We start from the raw sequence: 16,992 nt of genomic DNA on the forward strand, positions 1-16,992 counted from the left end.
TATGATAATTTAGAATTGGTAGTTGAGCGACAGCTTTGCTTCAATTGGCGTTTTTACCTCCTCTTGATATTGAGCAGATGCCTCTCCTGAAATAGAGAACCTAGAGTTGATTTGACTTGTCACGCCCAAAGCACCTGCGAAACCAAATCCCGATAAATCGGTTGACCACTGAGATACTTCATTATTCATATCAATAATGTTCAAATCTTGCTTGGCATCTTGATAGAACACTTTAGCTTTTAAATAAGGCTGCAACAACCCATAATTCTTGGAAATTTTTGTACCGATATTTACCGTGGTCATAGATGCCTTTTCTGGATTAATTTGCAAATTAGGCATCTGATCATATCTAAACGATTTTGGATTTGTTTGAATATGACTAATTTCAAAAGAAGGTTGGAAATCCACATTGTGGAGTTTCATCTGCTGCTGAGCACCCAATGCAATCGCCCAGGCATTATCCTTTATACTTGCTGTTAAATTATCATGATTGGCTTGTTTAGCATGTATTTTTTGCCTGACATTTTGCCACGCGCCTTGGATAAAGATCTCTCGTTGATTTGGTAATAAGCGATTAAGATAAACCCCAAAGCCTGTTGCATCAAGATCATTTTTACCACCAAAAGCATGATCAACATCGCCTTCACTCTTGTTAATATAGGCCCCAAGATATGTTTGCCCAATTTTAGAACCTGCTCCCAATGTCGTTTGATTAAGCTTTAAATCAAACTGGGTATCGCGACTTTCAATATTATTTTCTTGGTAACGATGATTTAGCCAAACACTTTGTCTGTTATTCATCGAGCCTAAATTATTCATCTGGCTACTTAATGTATACAAACTCCCCATGCCGGTATTTAAGGCGGTCTTAGTCATTGACGATGCAATGGGGCTATTGTCATTGGCAAATTGGCTAAGCTGCAAAGTATTATTTGGCCGCATTACTAATTGATAAGCATATGCTCCTTGTTCAGCTGCATCAACAACATTGTTATTTGTGTCAATCAAATAAAAACTGCCTTGATTGTTATCGACTTTCAATAAGCTTTGATGATTTTTATCTTTTGATATATGGCTGGGGATGCTAACACCATGCCTACCTTTTAGCTCATTTATCTTGACGGGTGCATCGCTTGGATTGATGGAAAATCTCGTCTCACCAGATAACTTATCAATATGTAAATTAGAATGGTCTTCAACAATCACATGACCTACACCAGACAATGTTTGAATGCTGATTTGAGAATCGGTGGTGGTGTTATTTTCTTGGGAATTTGCATTGACTTGATAAACACCCTTTGGGGCAACATAAATCCAGCTGTCTTTGGCAGACAGTTCAATCTCTTGAACAGTAGTTGGTTGATCACTCTGACCAAAAATCATCATCTCAGCATCATTGTTAAGCACCACTTTTGATTGGAATTGACCTGTAACGCTCATTGTTCCTTGATTAATATAACTATCATCAGTCAATGCATTATTGCCCGTAAATTTAAGGTGGCCTTGCTTAACGGTTGCACCAGCAAAAGTATTATTACCAGATAAGGTTAATTCGCCTGGATGATTTAAAATCAGTCTACCAGTACCTGAGATGTCATTTTTCCAGGCGTCTTTCAGGGAAAATCCTGCGAAATCCAAATGTTTATCCTGAGTCGTTGTCTCTATATCCTTATAAATATGAGAAATACCATCATAAGCTTTCGGCAAATTTATTAGGCCCCATGTGTGATTTTTATTATCTAAATCGCCCATGTGAGCATGGGAATTTTTGGGATAAGCGGTAGAAGCTAATACTTGACGTCGCGCATCGCCATCCAGATAATTAAAACGCAACCTTAATAAAGCTTCAGCTGTATCAGGTATTTCCTCTGGTTCTAAACGACTTGCTTTTTCATCACTTTTTAGCGCACCATAATAGCCAATTTGATAATCAGAAGCTTTGTATTGCTCATGCAAATCTTGAGGAAGCATCTCTAGACAGTTTTTTAATGGTGCATTCTGACAGCCTTCTTCAAATGGCTGTCTGGCTTGTTTAATGCTCCTAACTAATCCTTGAGCAATCTCATCGTCATTTAACAACTGCGCCATATAATAATAGCGTGATAGTCGAGAAGTCATAGTATCTGTTGGAAAATGCGCACCCACAATGACTCGGCTTTCTCCATACTGCAATGCGCGAGAGAATACCTCTTGACCTCGCTCAGGAAATGCCATCGCCATAACAACTGCTTGACCAAAGCCATTGGAGGTATGCCCACTTGGATAAGATGAATTTTTTCTTTCTCTGCCTTGGCTATCAATATAGGTTTTGAGATTTTCATAACCCTCAATATAATTGCCTTCCATATCCATAACTTGATAAGGGCGGCCACGCAGATATTTGTCTTTCAAAATAAAATCATAAGCTCTCATTCTACCCGCATTAGAATCATAGCTATAAATAGCATCAGCTGATAAATATTCTAAATTTTTAAAGATATTTAAAAACTGTTCATCAGTTATATGCGGAGCAAACTCCTTTAAGGCAGATTTTCTAAATTCATGACTAACATGAGTAAAGCTTTGATTTTTATCCTCTTCTGCAAGGGCTAGCCTTTCTGCTGTTGTATTGTTTTGCATATCCCAAGAAATTTGACGATCAACTTCTGCTTCCAGAGTGCCCTTTTGAGGAAAAGGTGTAACAACCTGGGCATCAAGATGTTGAAACCAACTCTGACTTTGGCTAGCTATCTTTGTAGACAATTTATCAAATTCTTCATCATTAGCATAAGCTTGATGGCTCATCAATAATGAAAAAGCGATGCTGGCTGATAACAGCTTATATTTAGGCATAACAAACCCTTAAGTTAACAAAATTAGGTTGCATTTTAAGTTGTAACTGTGACAAAACAGTGATAATTTTGTGACAATTTGACACAATGTGGAAAATTATTAATATCTTAATGTTGCATTATAACTATTTACTTAAGGCGATATTAGGCCCGCCATTTAGCCACAAATTCTTCAAAAAACTTTGCTATAATAAACCCATTAAGCAAACACATATTTGAATTTTTAGGATGGTTTTTAATGTCTTGGCAACAACTTCACCTTCAATGCCCACAATCCGCCGTAGAGCTTGCCGAAGCCTTATTTTATGAGGCTGGCGCTGTGTCTATTTTACTTGAAGATGCTGGCGATGAGCCTTTATTTGAGCCCATGCCTGGTGAAGAGCCTTTGTGGAGTGATGTGGTCATGACTGCCATCTTTGACACCAACAGCGATGACAGCTGGGTAGGCACCAATTTTGAAAACTTAGCTTCTGAGATCGCAAGTGAGGTGAATGCCACGCGATTTTGGCTGACGCGCTTAGATGATAAAGACTGGACGCGTGAGTGGATGACTTATTATCAGCCCATCAAATGCGCAGGCAATTTATGGATTGTGCCTGAATGGCTTGATGCGCCAGATCCTGATGCCACCAATCTCATCTTAGATCCAGGTTTGGCTTTTGGGACAGGGTATCATGCCACGACGCGGCTTTGCTTGGATTGGCTGTCTGAGCAAGACTTAAAGGATAAATTGGTCATTGATTATGGCTGCGGTTCGGGTATTTTGGGTGTGGCAGCACTACTGCTGGGCGCGCGTCAAGTACTGGCGGTTGATATTGATCCGCAGGCGGTGCTTGCAACCCGCCAAAATGCCGCTTTAAATGGCGTGTCTGAGCGCTTGATGGCATTTTTGCCCGAAGAATTTATAGAATATCGCAGTCAAAACCCACAATTAGCCGACACCATCACCGCCAATATCTTAGCCAAGCCGCTGATCATGTTTGCGCCAACTTTTAATCAATTGCTCAAGCCAGGCGGCTCAATTGTACTGGCAGGCTTGATCCAAAACCAAACTCAAGATGTCATTAATGCTTACGCGCCGTATTTTGACATTGAGGCACCGTTTAATTATCAAGACGCCGAAGATCACCACTGGCACCGCCTAAGCGGCATCAAAAAAGCATGATTCGCCAAAAAAAGCACTGAGTAGCGCCATACATTCTCATATTAAATGATTTGCCAGTGGGTTAAAGCTGTAAAAATTAGAGTCTAATTATGACAGATGAGCACAATGACATTGACACCATCCCTTTACATGTTCATGTAGAGCGTGCCGCTGAGCGTTATTTTGAGGCGCTTGGCGATGCTGAGGCGCATAATTTATACAACATTTTTTTGGCAGAATTTGAAAAGCCTTTATTGATAGCGACCTTGAAACACACTCGCGGCAATCAATCTAAAACCGCCCAAATTCTTGGACTAAATCGCGGGACTTTGCGCACCAAGCTCAAAGCCTATGGGCTGCTTGAGTAGAGATTATTGACACCCAACACTGTTTTGGGTGTCAATTTTTTGGGGCGTTAAATCCACAATTACTCTTTATAAATGCTATAATAAATGGTATCATTTTGTTTTTTATTGTTACGCAAAGCGGCTTGGTATGCCATCTCTGTGGCAATCAAACCAAATTATAATTTTCAATGATGGTGAGTGGTTATGACAAAAAGTTATGCGCTGTTATCTGTATCGGATAAGACGGATATTGTTGAATTTGCCAAAGGTTTGGTAGAAACTGGTTTTGGCATCTTATCAACAGGCGGCACTTTTAAATTATTAAAAGACAATGGCATCGAAGCCATTGAAGTGTCGGCACATACTGGTTTTCCCGAAATGATGGATGGTCGAGTTAAGACGCTGCATCCCAAAATTCATGGTGGTATTTTGGGTCGCCGTGGTACTGACGACGGCATCATGCAAGAGCATGGCATTGATCGCATTGATATTGTCGCCGTTAATTTATATCCTTTTGCAGCGACCGTTGCTAAGGCCGATGTCACCATGCCCGATGCCATTGAAAATATTGACATCGGCGGTCCTGCCATGGTGCGCTCTGCTGCCAAAAACCACGCCCATGTTGGCATCATCACCAGCCCAAATGATTATCAAACAGTCCTAGATGAGCTAAAATCTCATGGTGCACTCAGCCACAGCACGCGTTTTGATTTGGCTGTCAAAGCCTTTGAACACACCGCCGCTTATGATGGCATGATTGCCAGTTGGCTTGGTGCGCGCCTGCCTAAAGATGACAGCGCTACCCCAAGTGATGATGCGACCGCAACCACCATCTTCCCGCGCACGTTTAATAGTCAATTCACCAAAGCCCAAGATCTAAGATACGGCGAAAACCCGCATCAATCCGCAGCGTTTTATGTTGAAAGCGGCTCAAAAGAAGCATCGGTGGCGACTGCACGCCAGCTACAAGGCAAAGAGCTGTCTTATAATAACATCGCTGATACCGATGCTGCGCTTGAGTGTGTCAAATCATTTGCCAAGCCTGCTTGCGTCATCGTAAAACACGCCAACCCTTGTGGTGTCGCTGTTTCTTTAGATGGTATTTTAGAAGCTTATAATTTGGCTTATGCGACTGACCCTGAGTCTGCGTTCGGCGGTATCATTGCCTTCAACCGTCCGCTTGATGTTGATACAGCGCGCGCCATCGTTGAGCGTCAATTTGTCGAAGTCATCATCGCACCAAGTATCGAAGATGGCGTTTTGGAAGTGACTGGCGCGAAGAAAAATGTACGCGTGCTGGTTTGTGGTGAGCTGCCAAGCATCACTGAGCGCGCCGCCCAGTTTGATTTTAAACGTGTCAATGGCGGTCTGCTTGTCCAAGACCAAGACCTTGGTATGGTGGATAAAGCCGATCTAAAAGTCGTCACCGATCGCGCACCATCAGATGAAGAGCTTGATGATCTGATCTTTGCTTGGAAGGTCGCCAAATATGTCAAATCAAACGCCATTGTCTATGCCAAAAATCGCCAAACCATCGGTGTTGGCGCAGGTCAGATGAGCCGCGTAAACTCTGCACGCATTGCCGCGATCAAGGCCGAGCACGCAGGCTTAATCGTGGAAGGGGCAGTGATGGCATCTGATGCTTTCTTCCCATTCCGTGATGGTATCGACAATGCGGCAGCAGCAGGCATCAAGTGCATCATTCAACCTGGTGGCTCGATGCGCGATGAAGAAGTGATCGCTGCTGCCAATGAGCATGGTATCGCCATGGTCTTTACCGGTATGCGTCACTTCCGCCATTGATTGTATGGTGTTTAATAGTGTAACTTAATAAAAATCCTCAAAAGCGGTGCTAATATTTAGCACCGCTTTTATTTTCATCATTAAAACTATGGGAATTTCCGATAAATTAATTTTATTTTTAAATAAATTTATAATTAATAACAAATGGTTTTTTATCATTAAGTCTTGGCAATGATTTTTCATTAGACAGATCCGGTCTTTTTACTTATGATAAAAGAATAAAAGTGCACAATAATTCACTTAATAATCTATCATATAAAAGTCATGCAAAGGAATGTTATGAGTCAACACACACGCTATCAGGCTCGTATGCCGGATGAATTTGGTGTCATTCACTACAGTGATGAAGAGCATCGGATTTGGCAAGATTTATTTACCAGACATCAGCACAGCATCCAAAATCGCGCCTGCCAAGATTATCTGGATGGGCTTGATGAATTGTCTTTGTGTGCTCAAAAAATCCCTCAGCTCAATGACATTGATCAAGTCCTACAAAAGCACACAGGATTTGCGACCGCTATAGTGCCTGCTTTGATTTCTTTTGCTAAGTTTTTTGAGCTGTTAGCCGCGCAAAAATTTCCGGTGGCGACCTTCATTCGCTCTCGTGAAGATTTTGATTATATCCAAGAGCCGGATATTTTTCATGAAGTTGTCGGACATTGCCCTTTACTCACCCACCCTGCTTTTGCTAGATTTACCCATACTTATGGAAAACTTGGCAAAAAAGCCGATCAAAAGACGCGTGGTTTTTTGGCGCGCTTATATTGGTTTACGATGGAATTCGGGCTGATGGAAACAAAGCAAGGTCTGCGCATCTACGGCGGCGGTATTCTAAGCTCGCCCAAAGAGACCCTATACGCCTTAAGCGATGCGCCAGAATATCGAGAATTTCGGCTCAATGATGTGCTTCGTACACCATATCGCATTGATAAGCTGCAGCCCATTTATTATGTCATCAAAAACCCTGATGAGCTTTTTTATTTGGATGAAAATCAGCTACTATCCGCCATCGAGACAGCCAAAATCGATGGTATGTATCCGATGCATCCAAGCTTAATGGACAATGGATCACCCAACACTTAAGGAGAAATGATGTCAACATCACTAAAAAATCAGACCTGCCAAGCCTGCAGTGTCGGCGCGCCACTCATACAACCAGAAGCATACCAAAGCTTTCTCGATCAGTTATCAGACTGGCATATCATCACTGTTGATCATATTGATCGGCTGACCAAAGTATATTCATTTAAAAATTTTAAAAAAGCACTTGATTTTGCCAATCAAGTTGGCGAGATCGCCGAAGACGCAGGTCACCACCCTGCTTTACTTGTCGAATGGGGGCAGGTGACGGTGACGTGGTGGTCGCACGAAGCAGGCGGCTTACACCAAAATGACTTTATCATGGCGGCAAAAACCGATGCACTACTTTAGAATCGTATAAAGAAAAGCCCAAAATTTTGGGCTTTTACTGATTCAATACAGCTTAAGCATGAAAGCTTGGTTAAAACTGCTGTGCCTTGAGCGCATCTTGGTTGATAACAAGCTCGCTGCTTTCACGCAAATAATGCACATAGTCCTCTAACTGATCGGCACCGACATTATCTCGGATCACCGCCACAGCACGCAGACGATCAGCATCTGACAGCTGAGATTCGCTGCTTTGATTCACCGGACCGCCCACAATGACGCTCGCACCTTCTTCGGTTTGTGTCGCCCAAACGTCATGACCCTCTGCGCTGCGATTTAGGAACAAACTGGCAAGCTCAAGCGGGCTTAATAAAGGACTCATGCGTGTCGCCAGACCAATATTGGCAGCGGTGGTCGTCAAAGCAGCCACGCCAGAAGTTTTAGCTTCATCGGCGACTCTTTGGGCATCTGCCATCGCAAGCTCAATGGCTTTTTGTTTGGCTAGCGTTTGTTTGATCTGTGCCTTGGCTTCCTCAAATGTCAATGGGCGCTCTGCTTCATAATTCGTCGGCTGCACCCAAACATTTTTCTCACCCAAAGAAATATTTGGGCTTACGCCTTGATCTTGAATGGTGAAATCGTCAAAAGCGGCGGCGATCACTGCCGGCTGTGGCAATGCTGTTGTATTATTGGTTTGTGGATAGGCGGTGATTTGCTTCACTTCCACACCAGCTTCTTTGGCAATATCAGCCACTCCCATGCCATCAGTTGCCATGGTGTTAATCCGAGCAGATAGATCTGCAAATGCTTGGTCGCGCTTAAGTTTGGCGGCTCTATCCATCAATTGATCGCGCATACTGGCGATATTCGGCGCATTGTCGCTGACTTTAGTCACCTTAAAGATATGATAACCAAATCCTGTTTGGACAGGCTGACTGATCTGACCAACACCCAACCCTGACAAAGCCTGCTCAACCCCAGCGGCATGCTCTCCGAATACCGAAGGATTAAAGCTGCCAATCACACCACCATTTGAGCCACTTGGGTCATCAGAATGAACTTTGGCCAACGCCTCAAAAGACTCTCCAGCATCCAGTTTAGCTTGGATTTCAGCAGCACGCTTTTGAGCATCTGGACCTGTCAATAAAATCTGTGCCAACTCCCGACCGTCTGTCATGCCATTTTCTCGAAGATAGGCGGCGTGCTGTGCGCTGATTTCTTGTTCGGTTGGCGTCTCAACATTCAACACATTTGGATCCAATTCAATGTAGCTTAGATCCACTGTCGCAGGCTTGATCAGCTTATCTTGGTGTTCATCAAAATAAGCTTGGATTTGCGCATCGCTGATTTGTACTTGATCCACATAATCCTGCCAATGATATCGATGCACCCAAACCTCGCGCGCCTCCAATTGTAAATCAATCAATTTTGAAACTTCACTGTTTGGATAAATTGCGGTGCCAACGATACTGGTAATCAGCTGGCGCAAACTTAATCGCAGTCGTTCAATGGCGAATAAAGCATCTTTGGTCAGACCATTTTGCTGTAGATAAGCGGCAAAACGATCATTTGAAAACTGTCCATTATCATGAAAAACTTCATAGCTCTGCAAAATCTGCGTCAGCATCTCATCAGAAACCGTCATGCCCAAATACGACGCCTGATTTTCAAGCAGTGCTTTATCAGTTAATCGCTTTAAGATCAGCTGCTGTAGTGCTTGCTCATTGATCAAACTGGCATCGATACCCTGCTCAATCAAGGCATTGCGCTCAGCATTGACCTCGGCTTGAAAAGTTGCGACATCCACCACTTGATCACCCACCTTAATCAGCTCATTTGGCTGAATCGATGGACCGCCAAACGTGCCCACGCCCAAAAAAGCCATTGGTATCAAAGTGCCTATCAAAACCAGCCGACCCGGCCAGCTTTTTAAGAAGTTGCGCATATTTTCCATAGGTTTGCTATACTCTACAAATCAGTCGGTGTTACAAATAAAATAGTGACAATAAAACTTACATATCATACGCTAATTTATAAGATTTCTCAAAACACTTTTTGTAATCCAAGATGAGCTTTTTATTTGGGTTATTTATTTAAATATCTTTTATGCTTGACATAAAAAAAGCCGCCCAAATAGAGCAGCTTTTTTATTTCATCACTTAAGTCAATCAGTTCACTGATTCTTTTAGACCTTTACCTGCTTTAAAGCTAGGTACTTTGCTGGCTGCGATTTGGATCTCTTCGCCAGTTTTTGGGTTACGGCCTACGCGAGCAGCACGCTCTTTGACACTGAAAGTACCAAAGCCAACCAATACAACGTCATCACCACGCTGTAATGCGCCTTGAACGCTTTCAGTAAAAGCACTAACCGCTTTGGCAGCTTGCTCTTTGGTTAGGCCAGCACTTTGTGCAATGCTATCTACCAATTCAGACTTATTCATAAGATATCCTCTTTACAATGAATGAAACTTTTTCAAATGATTCTGCTAAGTTACCAAAGCATCTTTATAACAACGCATTTTAAAAGCATCCCCGAGCTTTTACAAGTGCTAAATACAAAATTTTGCAGAAAAATTGCAAAAATTTTATGGTTTAATACCCAAACCTAACAAAAATTTATAAATATCAGGCAAAATCGTGCAAAGCCATGGCTACCTTTATAACAAGCACAGTAACAATAAGCAAGTAAAATTACATATTTTTATGTAAAAGCTGTAAAAAAATGCTATTTTTATGCCCAAATATGCAGTAATATGAACAAAATTTATTGATCACACCAGGCTTTCATTCAGGTTTTGGCTTAGCGGTAACATTTGCAATATTGACACCCACTCCAAGCGTCGGTATCTTAAAGCTTGAAAATCTAGGGCAGCGCATCGGCTTTGATGATATTTTTGATCTATTCGACTGGTAATGTGCGATTAAAATTAGAGTTATTATTTTAGGAAAATCCAATGACAACCGAGAATTCAAATACAGCAAACACTCATTCTAGCGGAGGCATCGTCTCAAAAAGCCTGCTGAGCATTGTATTAATTTTTGTTGAGTCTGCACTGACATTAATGTTACGCTTTGATCCAAAATTACGCCAATTGGCTTATCCGCTTGCCAAGGCAGGTACAGTTGTCTGCATTCGCTCGTATTTACCTCACATCACCATTTATGCCACCTTTGGTTATCGGGGGATTTTATTAGACAGCGAATTACCCGAAGATAAACCTGCAGCTGACGTCACCATCAATGGTTATAGCTTTCAGCTGATCAATGCCTTAATCAATCACAATCCTGATCATGTCGATGCCCTGCAAATTCGTGGCGATGCAGCATTGGTCGAAAATCTAAAAGCGTTGATGGTGCGCATGGGCATTGGCGGTGCAATTCATAATGCCTTAGCCAAATTCACAGGCGGCAACAAACAAAAACCCACCCCCGAAGAAAAAGCGGAAAAAATTGCCAATTATCAATTAAAAATCAATGAGCAAGCTGAGCGTATTGATGCGTTATCTATGGAAAATAAACGCTTAGCCATACAGTTAGCTGAACAAAAAAGCAAAAATAAATCCACATTCATTGCCATGATCGTTGCGATCGTTGTAGCGGTGGTGAGTATCGTTGCCCATTTTTTCATTTAACCTGATCGGCTTAGTTTTTGTTATAATATAGCAAATTGAGTAAAATCAATCCATTGGATTAAAATATCTGATGGATTTTTTATTGCTTTAATCTTGACCTATTTACTCGGAATTATTATAATACTGCCATTCACCACCCAAATTCTGATGCATGATTGTATGGATCAGAATTAGGCAATTATGGAAGTATTCAAATGCGTTTAACAACTCGTGGACGGTATGCCGTCACTGCCTTATTGGATTTGGCTGTCCAAGAGAGTCGCCATCAAGGCGCAGTGTCTTTATCAGACATTGCCAAACGCCAATCCATCTCCATATCTTATTTAGAGCAGCTGTTTTCAAAGTTGCGCAAAAAAGGGTTGGTTAATAGTACTCGTGGTGCTTCAGGCGGCTATCATCTAGCAAAACCGCTTGAAGATATTGATATTATGAGTATTATTACTGCAGTCGACGAAAGCATCAATGCCACTCAGTGTGGCGGTAAAGGCGACTGTCATGATGGTGCGATGTGCTTAACTCATGATTTATGGCATAATTTATCCAATCATATTGAAACGTATCTAAGAAAAGTGACGCTCGCTCAACTCTTAGAAACCAAAAACACTCAAGCCATTGCAGACATTCAGGTGAATCGCATGAATGGCTATGAAAAAGACAAATCACAAATCACAACAATTAATTTAATCGGGAATCCAGCATGAGCCAGACTTCATTGATATATTTAGATTATGCCGCTACCACACCTGTCGCTAAGGAAGTAGCAGACAAAATGGTTAAGTACCTTACTTTTGATGGTACTTTTGGTAACCCTGCTTCACGCTCGCACGGTTTTGGCTGGCAAGCAGAAGAAGCGGTTGAAAACGCACGCTTACAAATCGCCGAAACCGTTGGCGCTGACCCAAGAGAGATTGTGTTTACTTCAGGTGCGACCGAGTCGGATAACTTGGCGATCAAAGGCGTGGCACATTTTTATGAAGGTCGTGGCAAGCACATCATCACCAGTAAGATTGAGCATAAAGCAGTGCTAGATACCTGCCGTCAGCTTGAGCAAGAAGGCTTTGAGATCACGTATCTTGAGCCTGAAGCAGGCACAGGCTTGATCCACCCTGAGCAAGTTGAGCAGGCGCTGCGTGATGACACCATTTTGGTGAGTCTGATGGCGGTCAATAATGAGCTTGGTACCATCACCGATATCGCTGGCATTGGCGAGATCACGCGCGCAAAAGGTGTGCTATTTCATGTGGACGCTGCCCAAGCGGTCGGCAAAATCAAGATCAACCTAGGCGAGCTAAAAGTGGATCTGATGAGCTTTAGCGGTCACAAAATCTACGGACCAAAAGGCATCGGCGCTCTGTATGTCGGTCGTAAGCCGCGCGTTCGCATCAAGGCTGAACAGCACGGCGGCGGTCATGAGCGTGGTATGCGCTCAGGTACATTAGCGACTCATCAAATCGTTGGTATGGGAGAGGCATTTGCTCTGTCTGTACAGCGTTTTGATGAAGACCAGGCGCATATCAAGGCGCTGCGTGACAAGCTTTGGAATGGCTTACAAGACATCGAAGAAGTTTACTTAAATGGCTCAATTGAACACGGTGTACCCAATGTCCTAAATGTCAGCTTTAACTTCGTTGAAGGCGAAAGCTTGATGATGAGCCTTAAAGACTTGGCAGTGTCTTCAGGTTCAGCCTGCACCTCAGCCACCCTTGAGCCTTCGTATGTGCTGCGTGCGATTGGACGCCCTGATGAGCTGGCTCATTCATCGATTCGTTTTAGCTTTGGTCGCTATACGACCGAGGCAGACATTGACTTGGTATTGACCCAAATTCACGAAGCCGTGGATAAGCTGCGCGAATTATCACCGCTTTGGGATATGTTCAAAGAAGGGATTGATCTAAATACCGTAGAATGGCAAGAACACTAAGATAACGGCTGGCTGGGCGGATTAAAGGATAGACGCTCAGCTGATACAAGCTTAATTTCGACATAAAATCCAGCAGACGCAAGGTTTTATGCATGAACCTAACTTTTAAGAGAGAAATTTATGGCATATTCAGACAAAGTCATCGATCATTATGAAAATCCACGCAATGTGGGCAATTTAGATAAAGCCGCTAAAAATGTCGGTACTGGTATGGTAGGCGCGCCTGCGTGTGGCGATGTGATGCGCCTACAAATTCAAGTCAGCGATGATGGCATCATCGAAGATGCGAAATTTAAAACCTATGGCTGCGGCTCTGCGATCGCTTCAAGCTCATTGGTTACCGAATGGCTCAAAGGCAAGACACTGGATCAAGCCGCTGCCATCAAGAATAAAGACATCGCCGAAGAGCTTGCTCTGCCACCTGTTAAGGTGCACTGCTCTGTTTTGGCAGAAGATGCCATCAAGGCAGCCATTGAAGATTATCAAACCAAAGCGCAAGCATAATTTGTTTGATTGTATTGAATTTAATTGAGCAAACTTGCCAATTTTGGTTAATTAAGGAGTAACTATGATCAGTTTAACCACACGCGCCGCACAACATGTCAAGGATTTCCTTGAAAATCGTGGCAGCGGCGTGGGCATCCGAGTCGGTGTGCGTACGGCAGGATGTTCTGGTCTTGCTTATGTACTTGAGTTTGTTGATGATCCAAACGGTACCGATGAGCGTTTTGAATCTCAAGGCGTTTCGGTATTCGTTGACCCAAAAAGCTTGGTATATTTAAATGGGCTACAAATGGACTATGTGACAGAAGGTCTCAATTCTGGCTTTAAGTTCACCAATCCCAATCAAACGGGCGAATGCGGCTGCGGCGAGTCATTCACCGTTTGACCGCCAATCTTGATAAGGAGCTTATGATGAGTGAGGCTAATTTTTTTGGTTTATTTGGATTGCCTATCGAATTTGATATTGATAAAAACGCCTTAAAATCAGCATTATTATCACTACAAAAACAGCATCATCCCGATCGCGTAGATACCAATAAGACCAGTACTAACCAAGCTTCACTCATCAATCACGCTTATCAAATTCTCTTTCATGACGACAGCCGAGCGGCGTATATGCTTGAGCTGTCCGATCAGACGGTGGATCTGTCACAATCCATTGATGATTGGGATTTTTTGGATGAGATGATGGACTTGCGCATTCGCTTGGATGCAACAAATGACAGATCGGCTTTGGATCAAATCTCAAGTCAAGTTCAGGTACTGAGCAAAGATCAATCCGCAAGATTTGTACAAAATTATCAAAATCAAGCCTGGGCAGAAGCCATGGATGCGACGCGTAAGCTTCAATTCCTTGGTAAGCTATTGGTCGATGTCGACGCTAAAGTCACCGACTCATTATCTCAAAGTAATGATGACGATGATTTGTATGTATAGTCAGACCGCTTTTATCAAACTTTTGGCGTAGCAGGATTTTAAAAGCTTAGTAATTACCGTATAATGCACACATTTTAAGTGACTTTTAGGCTAATGCCGAATCACTTAAGCTCTTATTTTTAGCCATATTAGCCAGTATAAGAATTCATCATGTCTTTATTACAAATCAGCGAACCCAATCAAAGCAAAAACCCCCACCAGCACCGTTATGCCCTTGGCATTGATTTGGGCACAACACATTCTTTGGTGGCGGTCGTGCGCTCAGGTCGCGCCAATGCCCTGCCCTTTGGCGATTCGCCACTGCTACCTTCCGTGGTTTATTATGGCAATAAAAGCAGCGTGCCTGTGGTGGGTAATGCTGCCTTGGCTTATGCTGATGATTTGAAAAATACCATCATCTCCGCCAAGCGCTTTATGGGGCGTGCTAAGTCTGACATTAAATTTTCTCATCCTTATACGCTTGCTGGTAATGACAAGACCATGCCGGCGTTCGTGACCGCTCAAGGTGAAAAATCACCTGTGGAAACTTCAGCGCATATCCTAAAACACCTAAAAAATCATGCCGCTGCCGCTCTGCCACCCGACAGCATCCAAGGTGCGGTCATTACAGTACCTGCCTATTTTGATGATGCACAGCGTACCGCCACCAAGGATGCCGCCACCGCTGCAGGCTTGACCGTGCTCCGCTTGCTCAATGAACCCACCGCTGCAGCGATTGCTTACGGGATCGATAAAAACACCGCTCAAGGCAACTATTTGGTCTATGACCTTGGTGGTGGGACTTTTGATGTATCACTCCTTCGCTTGTCCGATGGCGTTTTTGAAGTGCTTGCCACAGGCGGCAACTCGGCACTTGGTGGTGATGATATTGACCGTCTAATCGCGAACTGGCTGATCAAAACCGCCAATCTCAATCCAGCGGACATCGATCATTCAGAAAAATCTCGTTTAGCAAAACTTGCCAAAACCTATAAACAAGCTTTAAGTGAGCAAGATAGCGTTTTGATTGAGCTTAATATTGCCAATACGCCAGTATCAGTTAGTTTGGATAATGCCACTTTAAGCCAGATCATCGAGCCTGTGATTCGTCGCACCCTGCAGTCTTGTGAGCAGGTGATGCTAGACGCCAAAGTGGATAAATCCGCCTTAAATGACATCATTTTAGTGGGCGGCTCCACACGCATGCCTGTGATACGAGACGCTGTGGAGGCGCATTTTGGGCGTGTGCCTTTGTGCAGCATCAATCCAGATGAAGTCGTGGCGATCGGAGCTAGTATCGCTGCCGATCAGCTGATCAACCAATCCAAAGATGCCCTGCTATTATTAGATGTCACGCCGCTGTCACTTGGTATTGAGACCATGGGCGGACTGGTGGAAGTGATCATTCCGCGTAACACGCCCATTCCTGTGACTCGCCGTCAAGTTTTTACCACACATCAAGATGGTCAGACGGGTATGATCATCCAAGTGGTGCAAGGTGAGCGTGATACGGTAGCGGATTGCCGAGGATTGGCACGCTTTGAGCTACATGGCATTCCGCCGATGAAGGCAGGCTTGGCGCGCGTTGAGGTAACCTACGCCATCGATGCCAATGGACAATTGACCGTGTCTGCCCGCGAGACCACAACCGATATCGTCAGCCAAATCCAGGTCAGTCCAAGCTACGGTCTGTCTGAAGAGCAACAAGAGCAGCTTTTGCAAGCAGGTTTCATTCATGCCGCTGAAGACAAAGCCGCTCGTATGCTGATCGAAACCAAAGTCGAAGCCGAAAGAGAGCTGCTTGCTCTGCAATCAGCCTTGGCTGAATTTGCCGATCTGCTGAGCGATGAAGACCAAGCCAATTTGCGCCATCACATGCAAGCGACGACAGATGCCCTTACCACTGATGACAAAGCAGTCATTGATCAAGCCATCAAAGCCTTGAAGGTGCATAGCGACCATTTCGCCAGTGTGATCATGGATAAAAATGTCAAAGATGCCCTTGCTGGCACACGCACCAGCGATTGGTAAGTGATCGTTGATTTGATTCATTTTAAAATTTTAATGCATTAATAAGAGAAACTCATGACCGTTGTAACCATTTTACCGCATCACGAAATCTGCCCAGAAGGCACAACCATTGAAGTTAATCCCGGCGAAAATCTGTGTGAAGCCATGCTTGATCGCGGCATTAAAATTGAACACGCCTGCGACATGTCCAAAGCATGCACCACTTGCCACGTCGTCGTCCGCCAAGGCTTTGATAGCCTAGAGGAGATGGACGACATCGAAGGCGACTTATTAGATCGCGCTTGGGGGCTTGAGCCAGATTCACGCCTATCTTGCCAATGCATCGTTGCTAATGAAGATTTAGTCATCGAAATCCCAAAGTACACTCTAAACCACGCCAAAGAAAACCATTAACTATCTATAAATCGCCTGCAAATTTACAGCAGGCTTTTTATTGCATCACAAATGGACATCAAGC

16 protein-coding genes are annotated in these 16,992 nt (G+C 43.5%); 13 read left to right on the forward strand and 3 right to left on the reverse strand.

Annotated elements, in window-relative coordinates; genetic code table 11:
• Window positions 1–9: 9 nt before the first annotated feature.
• A complete protein-coding gene (locus tag B0180_RS00305) occupies window positions 10–2,832 on the reverse strand; it encodes a phosphatase PAP2 family protein (RefSeq protein ID WP_078255147.1) in 2,823 nt (940 codons plus the stop codon).
• Window positions 2,833–3,069: 237 nt separating this feature from the next.
• On the opposite strand from B0180_RS00305, the gene prmA reads away from it, so the two are divergent.
• The 5 genes from prmA (at window position 3,070) to B0180_RS00330 (ending at window position 7,556) form a co-directional block, all read left to right on the forward strand.
• Window positions 3,070–3,996, forward strand: a complete 927-nt coding sequence (prmA, locus tag B0180_RS00310; protein ID WP_078255148.1) for a 50S ribosomal protein L11 methyltransferase — start codon at window positions 3,070–3,072, stop codon at window positions 3,994–3,996.
• An 89-nt stretch (window positions 3,997–4,085) separates the two neighbouring features.
• Window positions 4,086–4,343 carry a helix-turn-helix domain-containing protein gene (locus B0180_RS00315; protein WP_078255149.1) on the forward strand — a complete coding sequence of 86 codons (258 nt, stop codon included), beginning with the start codon at window positions 4,086–4,088 and terminating at the stop codon, window positions 4,341–4,343.
• 183 nt (window positions 4,344–4,526) lie between these two features.
• On the forward strand, window positions 4,527–6,125 hold the full coding sequence (purH, locus tag B0180_RS00320) for a bifunctional phosphoribosylaminoimidazolecarboxamide formyltransferase/IMP cyclohydrolase (protein WP_078255150.1): 1,599 nt from the start codon (window positions 4,527–4,529) through the stop codon (window positions 6,123–6,125).
• A gap of 279 nt (window positions 6,126–6,404) precedes the next feature.
• Window positions 6,405–7,208, forward strand: a complete 804-nt coding sequence (gene phhA, locus B0180_RS00325; protein ID WP_078255151.1) for a phenylalanine 4-monooxygenase — start codon at window positions 6,405–6,407, stop codon at window positions 7,206–7,208.
• A 9-nt stretch (window positions 7,209–7,217) separates the two neighbouring features.
• Window positions 7,218–7,556, forward strand: a complete 339-nt coding sequence (locus B0180_RS00330; protein WP_078255152.1) for a 4a-hydroxytetrahydrobiopterin dehydratase — start codon at window positions 7,218–7,220, stop codon at window positions 7,554–7,556.
• A gap of 70 nt (window positions 7,557–7,626) precedes the next feature.
• Here B0180_RS00330 and B0180_RS00335 read toward each other — a convergent pair whose 3' ends face one another.
• Together B0180_RS00335 and B0180_RS00340 are read right to left on the reverse strand one after the other, a co-directional pair.
• Entirely contained in the window at window positions 7,627–9,486 is a 1,860-nt protein-coding gene (locus B0180_RS00335; protein WP_078255153.1) for a SurA N-terminal domain-containing protein, read from the reverse strand.
• A 214-nt stretch (window positions 9,487–9,700) separates the two neighbouring features.
• Window positions 9,701–9,973 (reverse strand): HU family DNA-binding protein, encoded by a 273-nt coding sequence (locus B0180_RS00340; RefSeq protein WP_078255154.1) that lies wholly within the window; start codon window positions 9,971–9,973, stop codon window positions 9,701–9,703.
• Window positions 9,974–10,486: 513 nt separating this feature from the next.
• On the opposite strand from B0180_RS00340, the gene B0180_RS00345 reads away from it, so the two are divergent.
• From B0180_RS00345 to fdx, 8 genes are all read left to right on the forward strand, one after another.
• Window positions 10,487–11,164 carry a phage tail tape measure protein gene (locus B0180_RS00345; RefSeq protein WP_078255155.1) on the forward strand — a complete coding sequence of 226 codons (678 nt, stop codon included), beginning with the start codon at window positions 10,487–10,489 and terminating at the stop codon, window positions 11,162–11,164.
• A 194-nt stretch (window positions 11,165–11,358) separates the two neighbouring features.
• Window positions 11,359–11,865 carry an Rrf2 family transcriptional regulator gene (locus B0180_RS00350; RefSeq protein ID WP_078255156.1) on the forward strand — a complete coding sequence of 169 codons (507 nt, stop codon included), beginning with the start codon at window positions 11,359–11,361 and terminating at the stop codon, window positions 11,863–11,865.
• Window positions 11,862–13,085: an IscS subfamily cysteine desulfurase gene (locus B0180_RS00355; protein ID WP_078255157.1), complete on the forward strand. Its 1,224-nt coding sequence runs from the start codon at window positions 11,862–11,864 to the stop codon at window positions 13,083–13,085. The genes B0180_RS00350 and B0180_RS00355 overlap by 4 nt, the downstream gene beginning before the upstream one ends.
• 120 nt (window positions 13,086–13,205) lie before the next feature.
• Window positions 13,206–13,589, forward strand: a complete 384-nt coding sequence (iscU, locus tag B0180_RS00360) for a Fe-S cluster assembly scaffold IscU (protein WP_049236252.1) — start codon at window positions 13,206–13,208, stop codon at window positions 13,587–13,589.
• Between the two features lie 64 nt (window positions 13,590–13,653).
• Window positions 13,654–13,974, forward strand: coding sequence for an iron-sulfur cluster assembly protein IscA (gene iscA, locus B0180_RS00365; protein WP_049236253.1), 321 nt, complete (start codon window positions 13,654–13,656; stop codon window positions 13,972–13,974).
• A 26-nt stretch (window positions 13,975–14,000) separates the two neighbouring features.
• Entirely contained in the window at window positions 14,001–14,525 is a 525-nt protein-coding gene (hscB, locus tag B0180_RS00370) for a Fe-S protein assembly co-chaperone HscB (RefSeq protein ID WP_078255158.1), read from the forward strand.
• Between the two features lie 150 nt (window positions 14,526–14,675).
• Complete coding sequence (gene hscA / locus B0180_RS00375; protein ID WP_078255159.1) at window positions 14,676–16,535, forward strand: Fe-S protein assembly chaperone HscA; 1,860 nt, start codon at window positions 14,676–14,678, stop codon at window positions 16,533–16,535.
• 54 nt (window positions 16,536–16,589) lie between these two features.
• A complete protein-coding gene (gene fdx / locus B0180_RS00380; protein ID WP_049236260.1) occupies window positions 16,590–16,928 on the forward strand; it encodes an ISC system 2Fe-2S type ferredoxin in 339 nt (112 codons plus the stop codon).
• The last annotated feature ends 64 nt before the right edge of the window (window positions 16,929–16,992 follow it).

The sequence above is a fragment of the Moraxella canis genome (assembly GCF_002014965.1).
In the GTDB taxonomy this organism is placed as follows: domain Bacteria; phylum Pseudomonadota; class Gammaproteobacteria; order Pseudomonadales; family Moraxellaceae; genus Moraxella; species Moraxella canis.

Excerpts from the sequence above, each read along its gene's own strand:
- B0180_RS00305 (WP_078255147.1), bottom strand. The coding sequence starts at position 2,832 with ATGCCTAAATATAAGCTGTTATCAGCCAGCATCGCTTTTTCATTATTG.
- prmA (WP_078255148.1), top strand. The coding sequence starts at position 3,070 with ATGTCTTGGCAACAACTTCACCTTCAATGCCCACAATCCGCCGTAGAG.
- B0180_RS00315 (WP_078255149.1), top strand. The coding sequence starts at position 4,086 with ATGACAGATGAGCACAATGACATTGACACCATCCCTTTACATGTTCAT.
- purH (WP_078255150.1), top strand. The coding sequence starts at position 4,527 with ATGACAAAAAGTTATGCGCTGTTATCTGTATCGGATAAGACGGATATT.
- phhA (WP_078255151.1), top strand. The coding sequence starts at position 6,405 with ATGAGTCAACACACACGCTATCAGGCTCGTATGCCGGATGAATTTGGT.
- B0180_RS00330 (WP_078255152.1), top strand. The coding sequence starts at position 7,218 with ATGTCAACATCACTAAAAAATCAGACCTGCCAAGCCTGCAGTGTCGGC.
- B0180_RS00335 (WP_078255153.1), bottom strand. The coding sequence starts at position 9,486 with ATGGAAAATATGCGCAACTTCTTAAAAAGCTGGCCGGGTCGGCTGGTT.
- B0180_RS00340 (WP_078255154.1), bottom strand. The coding sequence starts at position 9,973 with ATGAATAAGTCTGAATTGGTAGATAGCATTGCACAAAGTGCTGGCCTA.
- B0180_RS00345 (WP_078255155.1), top strand. The coding sequence starts at position 10,487 with ATGACAACCGAGAATTCAAATACAGCAAACACTCATTCTAGCGGAGGC.
- B0180_RS00350 (WP_078255156.1), top strand. The coding sequence starts at position 11,359 with ATGCGTTTAACAACTCGTGGACGGTATGCCGTCACTGCCTTATTGGAT.
- B0180_RS00355 (WP_078255157.1), top strand. The coding sequence starts at position 11,862 with ATGAGCCAGACTTCATTGATATATTTAGATTATGCCGCTACCACACCT.
- iscU (WP_049236252.1), top strand. The coding sequence starts at position 13,206 with ATGGCATATTCAGACAAAGTCATCGATCATTATGAAAATCCACGCAAT.
- iscA (WP_049236253.1), top strand. The coding sequence starts at position 13,654 with ATGATCAGTTTAACCACACGCGCCGCACAACATGTCAAGGATTTCCTT.
- hscB (WP_078255158.1), top strand. The coding sequence starts at position 14,001 with ATGAGTGAGGCTAATTTTTTTGGTTTATTTGGATTGCCTATCGAATTT.
- hscA (WP_078255159.1), top strand. The coding sequence starts at position 14,676 with ATGTCTTTATTACAAATCAGCGAACCCAATCAAAGCAAAAACCCCCAC.
- fdx (WP_049236260.1), top strand. The coding sequence starts at position 16,590 with ATGACCGTTGTAACCATTTTACCGCATCACGAAATCTGCCCAGAAGGC.